We start from the raw sequence: 16,616 nt of genomic DNA, 5'->3' as shown, positions 1-16,616 counted from the left end.
GGGGTGTGCCTCGGGGTTCATCGGCCGATGATCGACGAGACCGCCGCGATGGTGCGCGTGCTCGACGCTGAAGCGGTGAGCCCGGCGAGCGAACTCGCGCGCAACACGCCGACGTATGGCCGCGGCGGCGACGTCTACTCCTGCACGGTGCAACGCAATGGCCGCATCGGTTCGCGGCTCGCCTTCATCGAACGGGGTCCGGGAATTGCTGATCTTCAGGAGGCGTTGACCGACGGTTTCACGAGCCGCAACGGATTGGGCGTGGGTCTGGGCGGCGCGCGAGCATTCTCCTACGGACACGCCTTTTCATGACCGATGCAAACGCGAATCTGATCCTCAACGTCGACGATAACGAAGGCGCTCGTTACGCGAAGACGCGCATCCTGTCGCGCGCGGGCTTCGTCGTGATCGAGGCCGGCAACGGCGCGCAAGCGATCGAGCGCGCGCGCATTTCGCAGCCAGACCTTGTGCTGCTCGACGTCAATCTGCCCGATCTGAACGGCTTCGAAGTGTGCCGCCGCATCAAGGGCGCGCCCGAGACCTCGGGCGTGCTCGTGATCCACACGTCGGCGGCGGCGGTGCAGAGCATGGACCGGGTGCGCGGCCTCGAAGGCGGCGCGGATAGCTATTTGACCGAGCCGGTCGAGCCGGCCGAACTGATCGCGCAGGTGCGCGCGCTGCTGCGCGTGCGCCGCGCGGAGGGCGCGTTGCGCGAGAGCGAAGAACGCTTCCGGCAGATGGCCGAGAACATCGACGACGTGTTCTGGATGCTCGACCCGTCGAGCGCGCAACTGCTGTATGTGAGCCCCGCGTATCGACGTCTGTGGGGCGACGCGGCGCACGAGCCGACGCCGAGCGGGCGCCACTGGGCCAACCACATTCATCCGCAGGACGAGGCCGCGGTCGAGGCCGCGTATCGCGCGCTCGCGACCGGTGTCGCGTACGAGATCGAATACCGTATCGTGCGGCCCGACGGCGAGACGCGCTGGGCCGTCGAGCGCGGCTTTCCGGTGCGCGACGCGCGCGGGCGCATCTACCGGCTCGCCGGCATCGTCAACGATATTTCGGATCGCAAGGCCAACGAGATGGCGTTGCGCGACGCCGATCGCCGCAAGGACGAGTTCCTTGCGATGCTCGCGCACGAACTGCGCAATCCGCTCGCGCCGATTCGCAACGCGATCGAACTGCTCGACCCGAGCCGTGCGCCGTCGCAGCACAGCTTCGAGGCGATGCGCGCGGTGATCGGGCGCCAGGTCAAGCATCTGAGCCGGCTCGTCGACGATCTGCTGGACGTCGCGCGCATCACGCAGGGCAAGATTACGCTGCGCCACGAGATCGTCGAGCTGGCCGCCGCGCTCGAAGCCGCGATCGAAACCGTGCGGCCCGCGTTGAATCGCAAGGGCCATACGCTCACCACCGATCTGCCCGGCGAGCCGCTGTTCGTCGTCGGCGACGGCGTGCGGATCGCGCAGGTGCTCGGCAATGTCCTGTCGAACGCGGCGAAGTACACGCCGCAGCGCGGCGACATCCGCATCGAAGTCCGCGAAGCGGGCGATGACGTGCTGATCAGCGTACGCGACAACGGCGTGGGCATCGGCGCCGAAACGCTCCCCCACATCTTCGATCTGTTCGTGCAATCGGAAATCTCGATCGAACGCTCCGAAGGCGGCCTCGGCATCGGCCTGCCGCTCGCGCGTACGCTGGTCGAGTTGCACGGCGGCCGGATCGAGGCGTTCTCGGCGGGATTGGGGCGCGGCAGCAAGTTCGTCGTGCGTTTGCCGCTGACGCGGCTTGCCGACGCCGCGCAAGCGTCGACGACGGCGCCCGAAGCCGTGCCGGATCACGGCGGCGAGGCGCTGCGCGTGCTGCTCGTCGACGACAGCGTCGATGCCGCGCTCGCGTTGTCGCTGGTGCTGCAGGCGGACGGGTACGAGGTGCGCGTCGCGCATGAAGCCAACACCGCGCTCGAACTGGCCGCGCACTTCCAGCCGCAGATCGTGCTGCTCGACCTCGGCCTGCCCGGCATGGACGGCTTCGAACTCGCGCAGGAGATGCGCCGCCGTCCGGCCACCGCGGGCGCGCTGCTGATCGCGGTGACCGGCTATGGTCAGGCCACCGACCGGCAGCGCTCGCGCGAGGCCGGCTTCGATCATCATCTGGTGAAGCCGGTGTCGGTCGAGGAAATCCAGCGGGTGATCGCAAGCCGCTTTCCGGGCGCGCAACGCAGCACGTCGGCGTAAAAGGCTGCCGGCGCACGTCGCGCGCGCCCGGATGGCCGCGCCGGGCGTCGGTCTGCATCCGAACCCATCAGTAAGCCGAACTATCTCGCGCCGCGGCGAATCCGCGGACGCGTGGTTCCGTGCTCTGCAGGCTTTCCCACTTTCCATTACATTGCGGATGCGGCGGGTCCGTTCACGCCGGTTTCCCTCATTCAACAGCGGTGTCGCCTCTATCGAGTCCATGCAGCCTATCGTTTCGGTCACGAATCTGTCGAAAACCTATGCCAGCGGTTTTCGGGCACTGAAGAACATCAATCTGGCAATCCACCGTGGAGAAATCTTCGCGCTGCTCGGGCCGAACGGCGCGGGCAAGACCACGCTGATCAGCATCGTCTGCGGTATCGTCAACGCGAGCGAAGGCAGCGTGACGGTGGACGGTCACGACATCGGCGCCAACTATCGTGCGGCCCGCTCGCTGATCGGCCTCGTGCCGCAGGAGCTGACCACCGACGCGTTCGAAACCGTCTGGGCCACCGTGTCGTTCAGCCGCGGCCTGTTCGGCAAGCCGAAGAACCCCGCTTACATCGAAAAAGTGCTGCGCGACCTGTCGCTCTGGGAGAAGCGCAACAACAAGATCATCACGCTGTCGGGCGGCATGAAGCGGCGCGTGCTGATCGCCAAGGCGCTGTCGCACGAGCCGCGCGTGCTGTTTCTCGACGAACCGACCGCCGGCGTCGACGTCGAGCTGCGGCGCGACATGTGGAAGCTCGTGCGCTCGCTCGCGGCGAGCGGCGTGACGATCATCCTGACCACGCATTACATCGACGAAGCCGAAGAGATGGCCGATCGCATCGGCGTGATCAATGCGGGCGAGATCATGCTGGTCGAAGAGAAGACCGAGCTGATGCGCAAGCTCGGCACCAAGCAGTTGACGCTGCAACTGGAGTACCCGCTCGACGATGTGCCGGCTGCGCTCGCCGGCTACGGGCTGGCGGTCGCGAACGGCGGCAACGAGCTGATCTATACCTATGAAGGCGAGGGCGGCCGCACCGACATCATCGCGCTGCTGAAGTCGCTCGACGATGCCGGTATCCGCTTCAAGGACCTACACACTACGCAGAGTTCGCTCGAAGACATTTTCGTCAGCCTGCTGCGGGGGAACCCATGAACATCTACGCAATGCGCGCGATCTACAAGTTCGAAATGGCGCGCACGTGGCGCACGCTGATGCAAAGCATCATCGCGCCGGTCATTTCCACTTCGCTGTACTTCGTCGTGTTCGGCTCGGCGATCGGGTCGCGGATCAAGGAAGTGGAGGGCATCAGCTATGGCGCGTTCATCGTGCCGGGGCTGATCATGCTGTCGCTGCTGTCGCAAAGCATCGCGAACGCGTCGTTCGGGATTTACTTTCCACGTTTCACCGGCACGATCTACGAGCTGCTGTCGGCGCCCGTATCGTATCTGGAGATCGTCGTCAGCTATGTGGGCGCGGCGGCCACCAAGTCGATCCTGCTCGGACTCATCATCCTCGCGACCGCCGCGCTGTTCGTGCCGTTGCAGATCATGCATCCGTTCTGGATGGTGCTGTTTCTGGTTCTGACGGCGGTCACGTTCAGTCTGCTCGGCTTCATCATCGGCATCTGGGCGGACAGCTTCGAGAAGCTGCAACTGGTGCCGCTGTTGATCGTCACGCCACTCACGTTCTTAGGCGGCGCCTTTTATTCGGTGGACATGCTGCCGCCGTTCTGGCATGCCGTCACGCTGTTCAATCCGATCGTCTATCTGGTCAGCGGGTTTCGCTGGAGTTTCTTCGAGTTGGGCGACGTCGGCGTCGGCCTGAGTCTCGGCATGACGCTGCTGTTTCTCGCGGTGTTCCTCGTGATCGTCGGCTGGATCTTCAGAACCGGCTATCGGTTGAAAAGTTGATAGACGAGAGGGCGCGACGGCGAAAAGCCGTCGCGCCCTCTTCATCGATACGCGGTGACGTCGACTACGACAGATACGCCTGCGCGACATTGATCAACTGCACGCGGTTGCGCACGTTGAACAACTGCCGCAAGCGCCGCAGATGATAGTCGACGTTATGCGGCGACAGCCCGAGGAAATACGCGATCTCCTTGTCCCGCTGCCCCTGCACGACCGCCTTCAGCACCGCATACTGCAGCTTGCTCAGCGCGATGCGCTGCTGCTGCGCGGGCGCGATGCCGATCACGCTTTTCGCGTGCGTCCAGATGAACTCGTGAATCGAGTGCGCGAACATCAGCGTTTCCGCGACGATCGATTCGGTCATCCAGCGCGGGTTGCCGATCGCCGAGTTGAAGCACAGGATCGCGCTCAGCTCCGGCTCCGGCAGCGGCATCTGCGCGAGAATGCCGCTCTTGCGCCCGGCGGCTTCCAGCATGTCGATCAAAGCGCCGAGCCGCTCGCTGCGCAACTGCGCGCGCGGCAGATCGGCGCGCAGATCGGCGGTATTCCACAGAAACGGCATGCCGGTCGGCGACGCGTGCGCGACGCGCGGATCGAGCTCGAAATAGCGCTCGCGAAAATAGCGCGTGAGCCATGCCTGCGACTCGTAACTCGTCAATACGAACATCGTCTTGTGATGCGACGACGTGCGCGTGGCGGTATAGCTGAATGAGTCGAAGCCCAGCTGCCTGATGCGCTGGCGCACGAACTCCATGCGGTCCTGCGCGCTGCCGAACCGTCCGAGCGGACTGATCAGCGGGGCGGCGCGGCGCGCCGCGGGCGACGGCGTGCCGATCTCCTCCTCGGTAAACAGAGTCAGAAAGCCACTGCGCCCCGCGCCATTCACGGTACGGGGAGACATCTTCACTGCTTCAGCCGCGTGGGCTGATTGCGCGGCGTGCCGCGCGCCGGCCGGATAAGCCGGTTGGGCGGATGCCGCTCTCGGGTGTGCTGCCGACGCGTGCCCGGCTTCGCCTTGCGGCGAGCCGTTCAGCCATTGCGGCAGCGTATCGCATTCATGTTCCATGAAACGGTAGCTCCGGCGTTCTAAACGCGTGAAATACGACAACCTCAATGATTAGCGATTTCGTGAAATGTCGGTAGCCGGTTCCTTGCTATCATTTTTGTGATCTTGCGCTGACAGTGGACCGGCAATACGGGTACGGCGGCGCTTCTCCTTCCATACGGCACCTCCTTCGAAGGGATGTGATGGCACGAATTCCCAAGCTCACGACGACGCTCGCCTACGACCGCTATATGGCCGGCCAGCGACTCGTGTCGAGCGTGGATCGCGAGTGGCGGCATCTGGTGCTGCGCTCGTATCTCGAACCGGTGCGGCAAGACTTGCTCGAAGCGCCCGGTTTGCGCGACTTCACGCTGATGACGCTCGCGAGCGGCGCCGAGCATCTCGAACGCAACCTCGGCGGAACTTGGGAAAGCGCCGATATGCGCGTGAACGACCTGTGGTTCGTGCCGCCCACGCCGATCTCGTGGCGCTGGCATTCGATCAGCGACGAGCCGTTGTCTACCTTGCACGTGCACATCGAGCGCGCTTTAATCGACAGCGTCGCCCAACAGATGGGGCTCGACGCGTCGCGTGAACTGTCGCTCGGCGACGCGATGCGCTTCAACGATCCGCTGATCGCCGCGATGCTTGCCGCACTGCATCGCGCCGCCCGCGATCCCGCCGATTCGCGTCTGTATGTCGATACGCTGGTTCACGCGCTCGCCGCGCATCTGCTGCAGCACTATTCGAGCGGCAACGGCGCGCGCCGCGGCAGCGCGACGAGGCCCGAACGGCTGGTGCCGCGCCGCATCCGCCGGGTGACCGACTACATCCGCGCCAATCTCGCCGAAGATCTGGCGATCGCCGAACTGGCCGAGCAGGCCGGCCTAAGCAGTTTTCATTTTGCCCGGGTGTTTCGCCGCGAGACCGGGGAGACGCCACACCAGTTCGTCACGCGCTTACGGCTCGAGGAAGCGGCGAGGCTGCTGCGCGCCACGGATCGAACCGTGCTGCAAATCGCACTCGAAGTCGGCTTCGAGAATGCCGGTCACTTCTCCGTGCAATTCAAGCGTGGCTATGGCGCGACGCCGCTCGCCTACCGGCTGCGCGGTTGAGATGGACGAGCCGCAACGGCTTGTTTTTTTCTCCAGTCAGAATCACGCACCTGCGCAGTGTGCGTTGCATTGCGCGGCTTGCAAACTACGAACATTCGTGGCGGCGCGCGCTGCAAACTGGCATCGCGGGTCGAGCAAGGCTTTGCGGCTCGGCCCGCCACCCGCGATCGTATCTGGGCTAACTGGACTGACCGCGACGCGGACAAGTGTACCTGTCGAAACCTTGCATCGGACGACAGAATCGAAGCGCCTTTCAATTTCATACACCGGATAACGCGCCATGACCCGACTCAAGATGACCGCCTGCGGCCACACCTTCATCGCCGAAACGCATCCCGATGCGCCGCAGACCGTGGCCGCGTTCCTGAAGCTGCTGCCTTACCGGCAGAAGCTGATCCACGTGCGCTGGAGCGGCGAGGGCTGCTGGGTGCCGCTCGGCGAATTCAAGCTCGAGAACGACGGGGTCGCGGTCGGCTTCGAGAATCACACGAGCCATCCGTCGGTCGGCGACATCCTGTTTTATCCGGGCGGCTATAGCGAGACCGAGATCATCCTCGCCTATGGCTCGTGCTGCTTCGCGAGCAAGATGGGGCAACTCGCGGGCAATCATTTTCTGACGGTCGTCGAAGGCAAGGAGAAACTGCGCGAACTCGGCACGAAGGTGCTGTGGGAGGGTGCGCAGGAGGTGGTGTTCGAGAGGCTTTGAGCGGGCCGCACTTCCTTGCTGGGCATACGCGATGCTTGGTTGAAGAGCCGCGTGCGGTCGGGTGCCGGCCGCGCACGTCAGGCACGCGGCACCGTCTGGTCCGCCCGGCGAGGAGGAGCAAATGCGAGGCATAAATGACAAAGTCCGCGCTGTAGTTTTTGCCATGTCGATCGTGCTGCTGTCGGCTTGCGGCGGGGGCGGCAGCGGCAGCGGCGGGTCGAGTAACGGCGGCGGCACGGCGACCGAGCCGGCCGGCGGCGTCAAGCTGCAGGTGGTGTCGTTCGGCGACAGCCTGTCGGACGTCGGGACCTATGCGCCCCTCGCGAGTGCGGTGGGCGGCGGGCGTTTCACCACCAACCCCGGCCAGGTATGGGCCCAGAACGTCGCGCAATACTACGGCGATACGCTGAGCGCCGCGTTCACGATCGATCTCACGCACAGGCTGAGTGCGCAGAGCGGCCTCGGTTATGCGGAAGGCGGCTCGACCGTGGCGACACCGGCGAACCAGTACGACTACCTGAGCGACGTCATCGGCAACATCGAAATGCCTGTCAATCAGCAACTGTCGAGCTATCTGGGCGCTCACGGCAGATTCAACGCCAATCAGCTCGTGCTCGTGTGGGTGGGCTCGAACGATGTGCTGCGCGCCGGCAACCTGCCCGCCGCTGCGCCGGTCGTGCAGGCGGCGGCCACCACGCTCGCCCAGCTCGTCGGGCAGATCGTGCAGAACGGCGGCGTGCATGTAGTGGTGATCAATGTGCCGAATATCGGGCTGTCGCCGAAGGGGCTCGCTTCGGCCGATGGTGGCGCGAACCTCACGCAGTTGTCGCAGCTATTCAACGCTACGTTGAATAGCGCGCTGCAAACCGATGGGCTGCAATCGAAGGTGATCGAGATCGATTCGTACACGTGGACGAATCAGGTGATCGGAAACTTTCAGGCGAACGGCTTTACCGTATCGAATACGGGGCAGGCCTGCGACCCGAAGAAAACGCCCGATGACACGTCGCTGCTATGCTCGCCGGCGACCTATGTGAGCGCCAATGCCGATAAGACTTACATGTTCGCCGATGATCTGCATCCGACCACGCATATGCACGCATTGTTTGCGCAGTTCGTCGAGCAGCAGATCGCGCATAGCGGGTTGGGGCGGTGAGAGGTGCACCGCGGCGTGGCCTCTTTTCGGCACCCCGTCCTTCAACCAGGCCGGGGTGCGCACCACATCACATCCTTACTTGAACAACTTCGTCGCCTGCGTCAGCGTATTGATCACTCCCCACGCAAGCGGAATCATCACATACAGCCAGAACACCGCGAGCATCACCTTGTTGGTCGGATGTACGGTTTGAACGGTCGACATATGGATCTCCTCACGCGCCCTTGGCGACTTGAGCATCGGTCATGTGGTGCTTCTCATCCACACGCTTGACCAGCAGGTTGCAGATAAAGCCGATCACGAGCAGCACGGCCATGATGTGTACGGTCATCGTGTACGCGTCCGCTTTCGCTACGCCGTTCGCGACTTCATACGCGCGGATGTAGTTGACGAGCACCGGACCCGCGACGCCGGCCGCGGCCCACGCGGTCAACAGACGTCCATGAATGCCGCCGACGAACGTCGTGCCGAACATGTCGGCGAGATAGGCCGGCACCGTCGCGAAGCCGCCGCCGTACATCGACAGGATGATGCAGTACGTCAGCACGAACAGCGCGATCTGTCCGTTCGCGGCGAAGCTCGGCACCAGGTAGTAGAGCACCGCGCCGAGCGCGAAGAAGATGTAGTAGGTGTTCTTGCGGCCGATCCAGTCCGACGCCGACGCCCACACGAAACGCCCACCCATGTTGAACAGCGACAGGAGCCCGACGAAGCCGGCCGCCGCGGCAGCCGTCACCGTGTTCTTGAAGCTCTCCTGGATCATCACCGAGGCCTGGCCGAGAATGCCGATGCCAGCCGTCACGTTCAGGAACAGCACGAGCCAGATCAGATAGAACTGCGGTGTCTTCAGCGCCTGGTCGATATGCACGTGATTGCTCGTGATCAGCCGGTGCTGCGTCGCTGCGGGCGGCGTCCAGCCGGCCGGCTTCCAGTCCGCCGGCGGCACGCGGATCGCGAGCGCGCCGATCGTCATCGAGATGAAATAGACGATGCCGAGCACGATGAAGGTCTCCGCGACGCCGATGCTCGTCGCGCTTTGAAAGTGCTTCATCAGCGCGACCGACAACGGCGCCGCGATCATCGCGCCGCCGCCGAAGCCCATGATCGCCATGCCGGTCGCCATGCCGCGGCGGTCCGGAAACCAGCGGATCAGCGTCGACACCGGCGACACATAACCGAGCCCCAGCCCGATCCCGCCGATCACGCCGTAGCCGAGATACAGCAGCACGATCTGATGCAGGTACACGCCGAGCGCGGACACGAGGAAGCCGCCGCCGAAACAGCAAGCGGCCGTGAACATCGTGCGGCGCGGACCGACGTGTTCGAGCCACTTGCCGGCGAACGCCGCCGACAAACCGAGGAACACGATCGCAAGCGAAAAGATCCAGCCGAGCGCGGTCAGCGACCAGTCATCGGGCGCGGACTGCGTGATGCCGATCACCTTGGTCAGCGGTCCGTTGAAGACCGAGAACGCGTAGGCCTGACCGATGCACAGATGCACGGCAAGAGCGGCGGGAGGCACCATCCAGCGCGAGAAACCGGGCTGCGCGATGGTGGCCTGTTTCGAAAAGAATGGGGCTGAACCTTGTTGGCTGCCCGGCTCGCTGATGCTACTCATAAGTGGGTCTCCTTACAGTTGTTCTGTTTATCGGCGTTTCATGCAATTACCTGAGGCGGCGGAGTGTAACTTGCGCGGGCGGCCCCGTCATCGCTATATGTACTTTTATTTCATATGACCGGTCCAGCACACCCGAAAATCGTGCCTGGATCGACAATAGGACGTGGACGATGGCTTCGCAATATGAAGCGCGCGGACATAAGGTGTGATCCTGGTCAAATGCGACGACTCTTCACGCGATTCTGCAAATCGTGGGACGCGCCGAACGGGTCGCCCCGGCGCAGCAGCGCTTCGACGATCGGCAGGCGCACGCGGCGCTCGCCATGCTGGCCGACTTTCTCGACGAACTCCTGCGACTCCTCCATGCTCGAGCGGATCCACAACGCGATCAGCACCAGCACGACGCTGAACAGGAACGGCAGACGCCAGCCCAGCTGAGGAACGCGGCGTTGTCCATCGAGCGGCTGATCAGCGCGACGAGACCCGTCGACAGCACGAGCCCGACGCCGTAGCCGACCTGCACGCCGCTGCTGTAGAAGGCCTTCTTTTTCTCGGGGCAAGCGACAATGAGCCCATCGCGGGCAATGACGTGGGCGAGCCACGGAGCCCTATGGCGTGCTAACGTGAGGCATCTAAAAAACAACAGGTGTTGATATACTACATACCGAATATTGAAAAATGCGGCGTTGCAGCATATGATTGAGGAATCATCTTTCTCAATCTTCGGAGTTGCACGTGGAATTCGTACCTCTCGCGCTGTTCGCCGTCGCTGTCGTAGGGTTGGGCTGTGCCGCCACCGTTTTGCTGAGCGACTGGATTCCCGACTCGATCGGAGCGCGTGCATCGCAGCATGGCCGCTTCGTGGGGCTTGGCGAGCAGCGCGGCAAAGCGGCGGCGCCGAATCGCGCGCGTGTTCAAGCAGAGGCGATGAATGTCGTCAGAACTTCCAACTGAAACAGTGGCCACCCCGTTGACGCTGTCGTTGCAGCCCATCGGCGCGAGCGCGAGCTTGCGCGATCAGGCGTATGCGATGCTGCGTCAGGCGATCGCCGACGCGGATATCTACCAGAATCGCGAAGAAATCCGTCTCGACGAGCGCGTGCTCAGCGAATCGCTCGGCGTGAGCCGCACGCCGGTGCGCGAGGCGATGACACTGCTCGAGCAGGAGGGCTTTCTGCGCATGGTGCCGCGGCGCGGCATCTACATCGTGCGCAAGAGCAAGCGCGAAATCGTCGAGATGATCCAGATGTGGGCCGCGCTCGAAAGCATGGCCGCGCGCCTTGCCACGCTGCATGCGACCGACGAGGAAATCGGCCGCCTGCGTCATATGTTCGACAATTTCCGCGACACGACGCCGGCCGAGCATATCGCCGAGTATTCGGACGCGAACATCGCGTTTCACCAGGCGATCGTCGAGTTGTCGAAGTCGCAGATCATTCTCGACACGATCAAGAACATCTTCATCCACGTGCGCGCGATCCGGCGCATGACCATCTCGCAGAGCGACCGGGCCGCGCGCTCGATCGTCGATCATCTGCGCATCATCGAGGCGCTGGAGAAGCGCGATACGGAACTGGCCGAGCGGCTCACGCGTCAGCATTCGCTCGATCTCGCGGCGTTCGTCGAAGCAAATTGCGATTTTCTCGATTGATGGCGGCGTAAACGCCTGATTGCCTGCTGATGTCGAAAGCCCGCGGTGTGCAAGCACCGCGGGCTTTTTGCGTTCGCGCGCTTCGAGCGACAACCCCGCTGCGGGATAAACCGTGCTTGACGGTCTTAAAAATATGGTATGTGATATATCAACAACGACAGCCGCCATTCGCGACTCAGGGTTTTCCCTTGAAACAACCGCCGCAAAGCCTTGCAGATCCGCGCAAAGCTACGGCTGGCATGCTTGAGCAGCACGAACCTCGCGCCGTTTCTGTCTCGAAACTGGCTTGAACCAATGTGATATATCACATACGGTATCTTCGAAGCCGTGAGACGTCGGTGCAGCCGGACGTATATCGAGGCGGACGCGTCCGTCGATAACCGTTGCACATCCGATAGATGAGGAGATGACCATGTCTGCAGTTGTTTCATCCCTGAGTCCGGCCACGGCCACCACGACCGCCGACGACACGCTCAAGCAGAAGACCCGCGACGCGGGCATCGTGTCGGGCGGCCATCTGGTTGCGAAGGCGCTGAAAAACGAGGGGATCGACACGATCTTCACGCTGTGCGGCGGCCACATCATCGATATCTACGACGGCTGCGTCGACGAAGGCATCCGCATCATCGACGTGCGCCACGAGCAGGTCGCCGCGCACGCAGCCGACGGCTACGCGCGCCAGACCGGCAAGCTCGGCTGCGTGGTGACCACCGCCGGCCCCGGCTGCACGAACGCGGTGACCGGCATCGCCACCGCGTTCCGCTCGGAAAGCCCGATCCTGCACATCGGCGGGCAGGGCGCGCTGACCCAGCACAAGATGGGCTCGCTGCAGGACCTGCCGCACGTCGACATCATGGCGCCGATCACGAAGTTCGCCGCGAGCGTATCGAGCACCGAGCGCGTCGCCGACATGATCTCGATGGCCGCGCGCGAATGCTTCAACGGCGCGCCCGGTCCCGCCTACCTGGAAATTCCGCGCGACGTGCTCGACCGCGAAGTCGACGCGACGCGCGCGATCGTGCCGCGGCCGGGCCGCTATCGCGCGTCGACGAAATCGATCGGCGATCCGCGCGACATCGAAAAACTCGCCGATATCCTCGTCAACGCCGAACGCCCCGCGATCCTGTACGGTCAGCAGGTGTGGACCGCGCGCGGTCACGAGGAAGCGATCGCGCTGCTTCGCGGCGTCGAGATTCCCGGCTACTTCAACGGTGCGAGCCGCGGACTGCTGCCGCCCGGCGATCCGCATCACTTCGATCGCACGCGTTCGCAGGCGTTTGCGAATGCCGACGTGCTGATCGTGGTCGGCACGCCGTTCGATTTCCGCATGGGCTACGGCCGACGCATCAGCAAGGAATTGACGCTGGTGCAGATCGATATGGACTACCGAACCGTCGGCAAGAATCGCGATATCGATCTGGGCCTCGTCGGCGATCCGGGCGCGATTCTCGCTGCCGTGCTGCAAGCCGCGAGCGGTCGTATCAAGGACGACAGGCGTCAGGCGCGCCGCAAATGGATGGCGCAGTTGCGTGACGCCGAAGCGACCGCGACCGAAAAACTGCTGCCGCTGTTCCGCTCGAATCGCACGCCGATTCATCCATACCGCGTCGCGTACGAACTCAACGAATTCCTGTCCGACGACACCATCTATATCGGCGATGGCGGCGACGTGGTGACGATCTCCGCGCAAGCGGTGCGGCCGCGCCGACCGGGACAGTGGATGGACCCCGGCGCGCTCGGCTCGCTCGGCGTCGGCACCGGCTTCGCGCTCGCGGCCAAGCTCGCGCATCCGCACAAGGAAGTGCTCTGCTATTACGGCGACGGCTCGTTCGGCATGACCGCGTTCGACATGGAAACCGCGAATCGCTTCGGCGCGCCGTATCTCGCGGTGGTTGGCAACAACTCGGCGATGAACCAGATCCGCTACGGCCAGCTTGCCAAATATGGCGAGGAACGCGGCAACGTCGGCAATCTGCTCGGCGACGTGCCGTTCAGCAAATTCGCCGAAATGCTCGGCGGCTATGGCGAGGAAGTGCGCGATCCCGCGCAGATCGCGAGCGCGCTACAGCGTGCGCGCGAAGCGATTCATCGCACCGGCCGCTCGGCGGTGGTCAACATCTGGGTCGACCCGCGTGAATACGCACCGGGCACGAAGAACCAGACCATGTACAAATAACCTTCATCGTTCAGGAGATACGACATGGCCAAGGCACTCGACGGTGTGCGCGTCCTCGATTTCACGCATGTGCAATCGGGACCGACCTGCACGCAATTGCTCGCATGGTTCGGCGCGGACGTGATCAAGGTGGAACGGGCAGGCGCGGGCGACATCACGCGCGAGCAACTGCGTGATATTCCCGACGTGGATAGCCTGTACTTCACGATGCTCAATCACAACAAGCGCTCGGTCACGATCGACACCAAGCATCCGGAAGGCAAGCAGGTGCTCGAAGCGCTGATCCAGAAATGCGACGTACTGGTCGAAAACTTCGCACCGGGCGCACTCGACAGGATGGGCTTCACGTGGGAGCGGATTCAGGAATTGAATCCGCGCATGATCGTCGCATCGGTGAAGGGCTTCGGTCCCGGTCCTTACGAGGACTGCAAAGTCTATGAGAACGTCGCGCAATGCGCGGGCGGCGCGGCGTCGACCACCGGCTTCGACGACGGCCCGCCGGTCGTGACCGGCGCGCAGATCGGCGATAGCGGCACGGGGCTGCATCTCGCGCTCGGCATCGTCACCGCGCTCTATCAACGCACGCATACCGGACGCGGCCAGCGCGTGCTCGCCGCGATGCAGGACGGCGTGCTCAATCTGTGCCGCGTCAAACTGCGCGATCAGCAGCGGCTCGACCGCACCGGCGTGATGAAAGAGTATCCGCAATATCCGAACGGCACGTTCGGCGACGCGGTGCCGCGCGCGGGCAATGCGTCGGGCGGCGGCCAGCCGGGCTGGATTCTGAAGTGCAAGGGGTGGGAGACGGACCCCAACGCGTATATCTACTTCATCACGCAGGCGCCCGTGTGGGCGAAGATCTGCAACGTGATCGGCAAGGAAGAGTGGGCCACGGACCCCGACTACGCGACAGCGCCCGCGCGCCTGCCGCGACTGAAGGAGATCTTCGCCGAGATCGAACGCTGGACGATGACGAAGACCAAGTTCGAGGCGATGCAGATCCTGAACCAATACGACATTCCGTGCGGGCCGATCCTGTCGATGAAGGAAATTGCCGAGGAGCCGTCGCTGCGCAAAACCGGCACGATCGTCGAAGTCGATCATCCGCAGCGCGGCAAGTATCTGACCGTCGGCAATCCGATCAAGCTGTCCGACAGCCCGACCGACGTCAAACGCTCGCCGCTGCTTGGCGAACATACCGATGAAGTGATGGCCGAGCTTGGTTACTCGGCCGAGCAGATCATGGCGCTGCGCACGGCTGGCGCGATCTAGGAGCGAGGCATGCAGACGTGGATGCGGTTCATGTCGGGCGACGGCGGCATCGTATTCGGTCGTGTCGAAGGCGCCTACCTGCACGAGTACGAAAGTCTCGCGCAGCCGGTGCCGACCGGCGCGGTTCTGTCGCTGCGCGCACTGACGCCGCTGGCGCCGTGCGCGCCGGGCAAGATTGTCGCACTGTGGAATAACTATCACGCGCTCGCGGCGAAGCTCGACAAACCCGTGCCTACCCATCCGCTGTTTCTGATGAAGCCGGCGGCGTCGGTAATCGGCACGGGCGAGCCGATCCGCCGGCCGCGGCATTACGCGGGCAAGATCGTCTACGAGGGCGAGCTCGGTATCGTGATCGGCCAGCGTTGCCGCGATCTGGATGTGCAGCAGGCGGAGGCGGCGATTTTCGGCTTCACGCTCGTCAACGACGTCACCGCCGCCGATCTGCTCAACGAGAATCCGCATTTTCCGCAGTGGTGCCGCGCGAAAAGCTTCGATACGTTCTGTTGTCTGGGTCCGGCCATCGTCTCCGGTTTCGACTGGCGGGCCGCACGCCTGCTGACGACGCTCGACGGCGTCGAGCGTCAGAACTATCCGCTCGCCGATATGATCTTCTCGCCGGCCGAGCAGGTGAGTCTGATTTCACAGGATCTGACGCTCGAACCCGGCGACGTGATCGCGTGCGGCACTTCGGTGGGCGTGGGTTCGATCAAGGACGGTGCAACGGTGTCGATCACGATCGATGGGATCGGCACGCTGAGCAATACCTTGAGCGCGGCGCCGCGCGGCGAGCCACGGCGATTGGGCGATACCGCGAACGCCGGTTGACGAGGGCAGGGACCTCGGGCTCTTGCCTATTCATCGCATCACGGAGGATCACGCATGCCACAAGCCTGTGGGAGTGCCGTGTTGATGGACCTGTTGCTGCTGCTTGCGGTGGCCGTCGCGATGGCGTTGGTCGCCGGGCTGACGGTGGCAGTGATCGCGCTCACGCGACGACAGTTCGGCGGGCGTTCGGCGCATCGGCACACATGCGTGCGCGAACGAGATCCAACACACAGGGCCCGGATGCTTGCATTGCTCGGCAGCGGCATTGGTTCGGCGGTCGCGTCGATAGGCTTGATGGGTTACCTGCTGGACGCGGCGCGCGAGAACACCGAACGCATCGAACTATTTTCAGCCGTATTGATCGGCGCGCTGATCTTCGCGACCTGTGCGATCGCGTTCTGCAAAATGCGCGGTGTGTTGCAACGCGAGGCGGCCGCGCTGCCGGGCCATCACGTCGTCAATCTGTTTGCGCTGCTGTTATGCGGCTGGCTCGGTTACAGCTTCGTCACCGAACAGGCACAGCCATTCGGACTCGCGGCATTGCTCGCCACGGGCGCGCTGGCAATGGCGATGGGCGTGCATCTGATGCTGAGCCGCGAGTACTCGGCCGACCCCGCTCACGCGGCGCATCACGACGGTTGCGCACCGCGTATGCGTGCGGTCGCCGCGCGCAGCGAGGGCCTGGCGATCGGCAAGCCGGGCCTGCTCGCGAACATCGAGTGGCATGGTGGAGAAGAGCAGACGTGGGCGCTTCGCGATGTCGCGCCGGCGATGATGCGCTTGAGCGCCTGGGCAGATCGTCGGAATGCGCGTGACGGTAGACGAAGCAATGGGCGCCAGCGCGACGGTTCACGCAAATGTACGCACAAGCGGCCGGTTCATTTCACTACGCGCCGCTAATCGACGA

The 16,616-nt window shown here is 63.7% G+C and carries 16 protein-coding genes and 1 pseudogene; 13 read left to right on the top strand and 4 right to left on the bottom strand.

Annotated features, from left to right (window positions below; genetic code table 11):
• Positions 1-27 precede the first annotated feature (27 nt).
• The 4 genes from QFZ91_RS34605 to QFZ91_RS34590 all read left to right on the top strand — a co-directional run bounded on the left by QFZ91_RS34605 (position 28) and on the right by QFZ91_RS34590 (position 4,145).
• Entirely contained in the window at positions 28-312 is a 285-nt protein-coding gene (locus QFZ91_RS34605) for a hypothetical protein (RefSeq protein WP_429569975.1), read from the top strand.
• Entirely contained in the window at positions 309-2,240 is a 1,932-nt protein-coding gene (locus tag QFZ91_RS34600; protein ID WP_429569974.1) for a hybrid sensor histidine kinase/response regulator, read from the top strand. The genes QFZ91_RS34605 and QFZ91_RS34600 overlap by 4 nt, the downstream gene beginning before the upstream one ends.
• A 220-nt stretch (positions 2,241-2,460) precedes the next feature.
• Positions 2,461-3,387 carry an ABC transporter ATP-binding protein gene (locus tag QFZ91_RS34595; protein ID WP_018437181.1) on the top strand — a complete coding sequence of 309 codons (927 nt, stop codon included), beginning with the start codon at positions 2,461-2,463 and terminating at the stop codon, positions 3,385-3,387.
• Positions 3,384-4,145, top strand: a complete 762-nt coding sequence (locus tag QFZ91_RS34590) for an ABC transporter permease (protein WP_176107643.1) — start codon at positions 3,384-3,386, stop codon at positions 4,143-4,145. Before QFZ91_RS34595 ends, QFZ91_RS34590 begins: the two co-directional genes overlap by 4 nt.
• 64 nt (positions 4,146-4,209) lie before the next feature.
• On the opposite strand, the gene QFZ91_RS34585 is transcribed toward QFZ91_RS34590, so the two are convergent.
• Complete coding sequence (locus tag QFZ91_RS34585; RefSeq protein WP_429569973.1) at positions 4,210-5,211, bottom strand: autoinducer binding domain-containing protein; 1,002 nt, start codon at positions 5,209-5,211, stop codon at positions 4,210-4,212.
• 182 nt (positions 5,212-5,393) lie between these two features.
• Here QFZ91_RS34585 and QFZ91_RS34580 point away from each other — a divergent pair, with 182 nt between their 5' ends.
• From QFZ91_RS34580 to QFZ91_RS34570, 3 genes are all read left to right on the top strand, one after another.
• Entirely contained in the window at positions 5,394-6,305 is a 912-nt protein-coding gene (locus tag QFZ91_RS34580; protein ID WP_429569972.1) for a helix-turn-helix domain-containing protein, read from the top strand.
• 280 nt (positions 6,306-6,585) lie between these two features.
• Positions 6,586-7,011, top strand: a complete 426-nt coding sequence (locus QFZ91_RS34575; protein ID WP_429569971.1) for a DUF3830 family protein — start codon at positions 6,586-6,588, stop codon at positions 7,009-7,011.
• Between the two features lie 121 nt (positions 7,012-7,132).
• A complete protein-coding gene (locus tag QFZ91_RS34570; RefSeq protein ID WP_429569970.1) occupies positions 7,133-8,167 on the top strand; it encodes an SGNH/GDSL hydrolase family protein in 1,035 nt (344 codons plus the stop codon).
• A 75-nt stretch (positions 8,168-8,242) separates the two neighbouring features.
• On the opposite strand, the gene QFZ91_RS34565 is transcribed toward QFZ91_RS34570, so the two are convergent.
• The 3 genes and pseudogenes from QFZ91_RS34565 to QFZ91_RS34555 form a co-directional block, all read right to left on the bottom strand.
• Positions 8,243-8,371, bottom strand: coding sequence for an MFS transporter small subunit (locus tag QFZ91_RS34565; protein WP_018437177.1), 129 nt, complete (start codon positions 8,369-8,371; stop codon positions 8,243-8,245).
• Between the two features lie 10 nt (positions 8,372-8,381).
• Positions 8,382-9,785: an L-lactate MFS transporter gene (locus tag QFZ91_RS34560; protein WP_176120700.1), complete on the bottom strand. Its 1,404-nt coding sequence runs from the start codon at positions 9,783-9,785 to the stop codon at positions 8,382-8,384.
• Positions 9,786-10,048: 263 nt separating this feature from the next.
• A pseudogene (locus tag QFZ91_RS34555) lies at positions 10,049-10,353 on the bottom strand (shikimate transporter); the annotation flags it as partial.
• A 167-nt stretch (positions 10,354-10,520) separates the two neighbouring features.
• Between QFZ91_RS34555 and QFZ91_RS34550 the strand changes: the two are divergent.
• From QFZ91_RS34550 to QFZ91_RS34525, 6 genes are all read left to right on the top strand, one after another.
• On the top strand, positions 10,521-10,739 hold the full coding sequence (locus tag QFZ91_RS34550) for a hypothetical protein (protein ID WP_429569969.1): 219 nt from the start codon (positions 10,521-10,523) through the stop codon (positions 10,737-10,739).
• Positions 10,717-11,436, top strand: coding sequence for a GntR family transcriptional regulator (locus QFZ91_RS34545; RefSeq protein ID WP_013091210.1), 720 nt, complete (start codon positions 10,717-10,719; stop codon positions 11,434-11,436). Before QFZ91_RS34550 ends, QFZ91_RS34545 begins: the two co-directional genes overlap by 23 nt.
• A gap of 412 nt (positions 11,437-11,848) precedes the next feature.
• Positions 11,849-13,612 (top strand): thiamine pyrophosphate-binding protein, encoded by a 1,764-nt coding sequence (locus QFZ91_RS34540; protein ID WP_429569968.1) that lies wholly within the window; start codon positions 11,849-11,851, stop codon positions 13,610-13,612.
• 24 nt (positions 13,613-13,636) lie between these two features.
• Complete coding sequence (gene frc / locus QFZ91_RS34535; RefSeq protein WP_429569967.1) at positions 13,637-14,884, top strand: formyl-CoA transferase; 1,248 nt, start codon at positions 13,637-13,639, stop codon at positions 14,882-14,884.
• Between the two features lie 9 nt (positions 14,885-14,893).
• The gene (locus QFZ91_RS34530) at positions 14,894-15,709 is read left to right on the top strand and encodes a fumarylacetoacetate hydrolase family protein (protein ID WP_429569966.1); all 816 of its coding nucleotides are present in this window, start codon (positions 14,894-14,896) and stop codon (positions 15,707-15,709) included.
• Positions 15,710-15,763: 54 nt separating this feature from the next.
• A complete protein-coding gene (locus tag QFZ91_RS34525; RefSeq protein WP_429569965.1) occupies positions 15,764-16,609 on the top strand; it encodes an NAD(P)(+) transhydrogenase (Re/Si-specific) subunit beta in 846 nt (281 codons plus the stop codon).
• The last annotated feature ends 7 nt before the right edge of the window (positions 16,610-16,616 follow it).

Origin of the sequence: Paraburkholderia sp. JPY419 (genome assembly GCF_050435705.1) — a bacterium.
Taxonomy (GTDB): domain Bacteria; phylum Pseudomonadota; class Gammaproteobacteria; order Burkholderiales; family Burkholderiaceae; genus Paraburkholderia; species Paraburkholderia youngii.
Note: the sequence above shows the minus strand (reverse complement) of the source record. Positions and strands in the feature narration are given on the sequence as shown.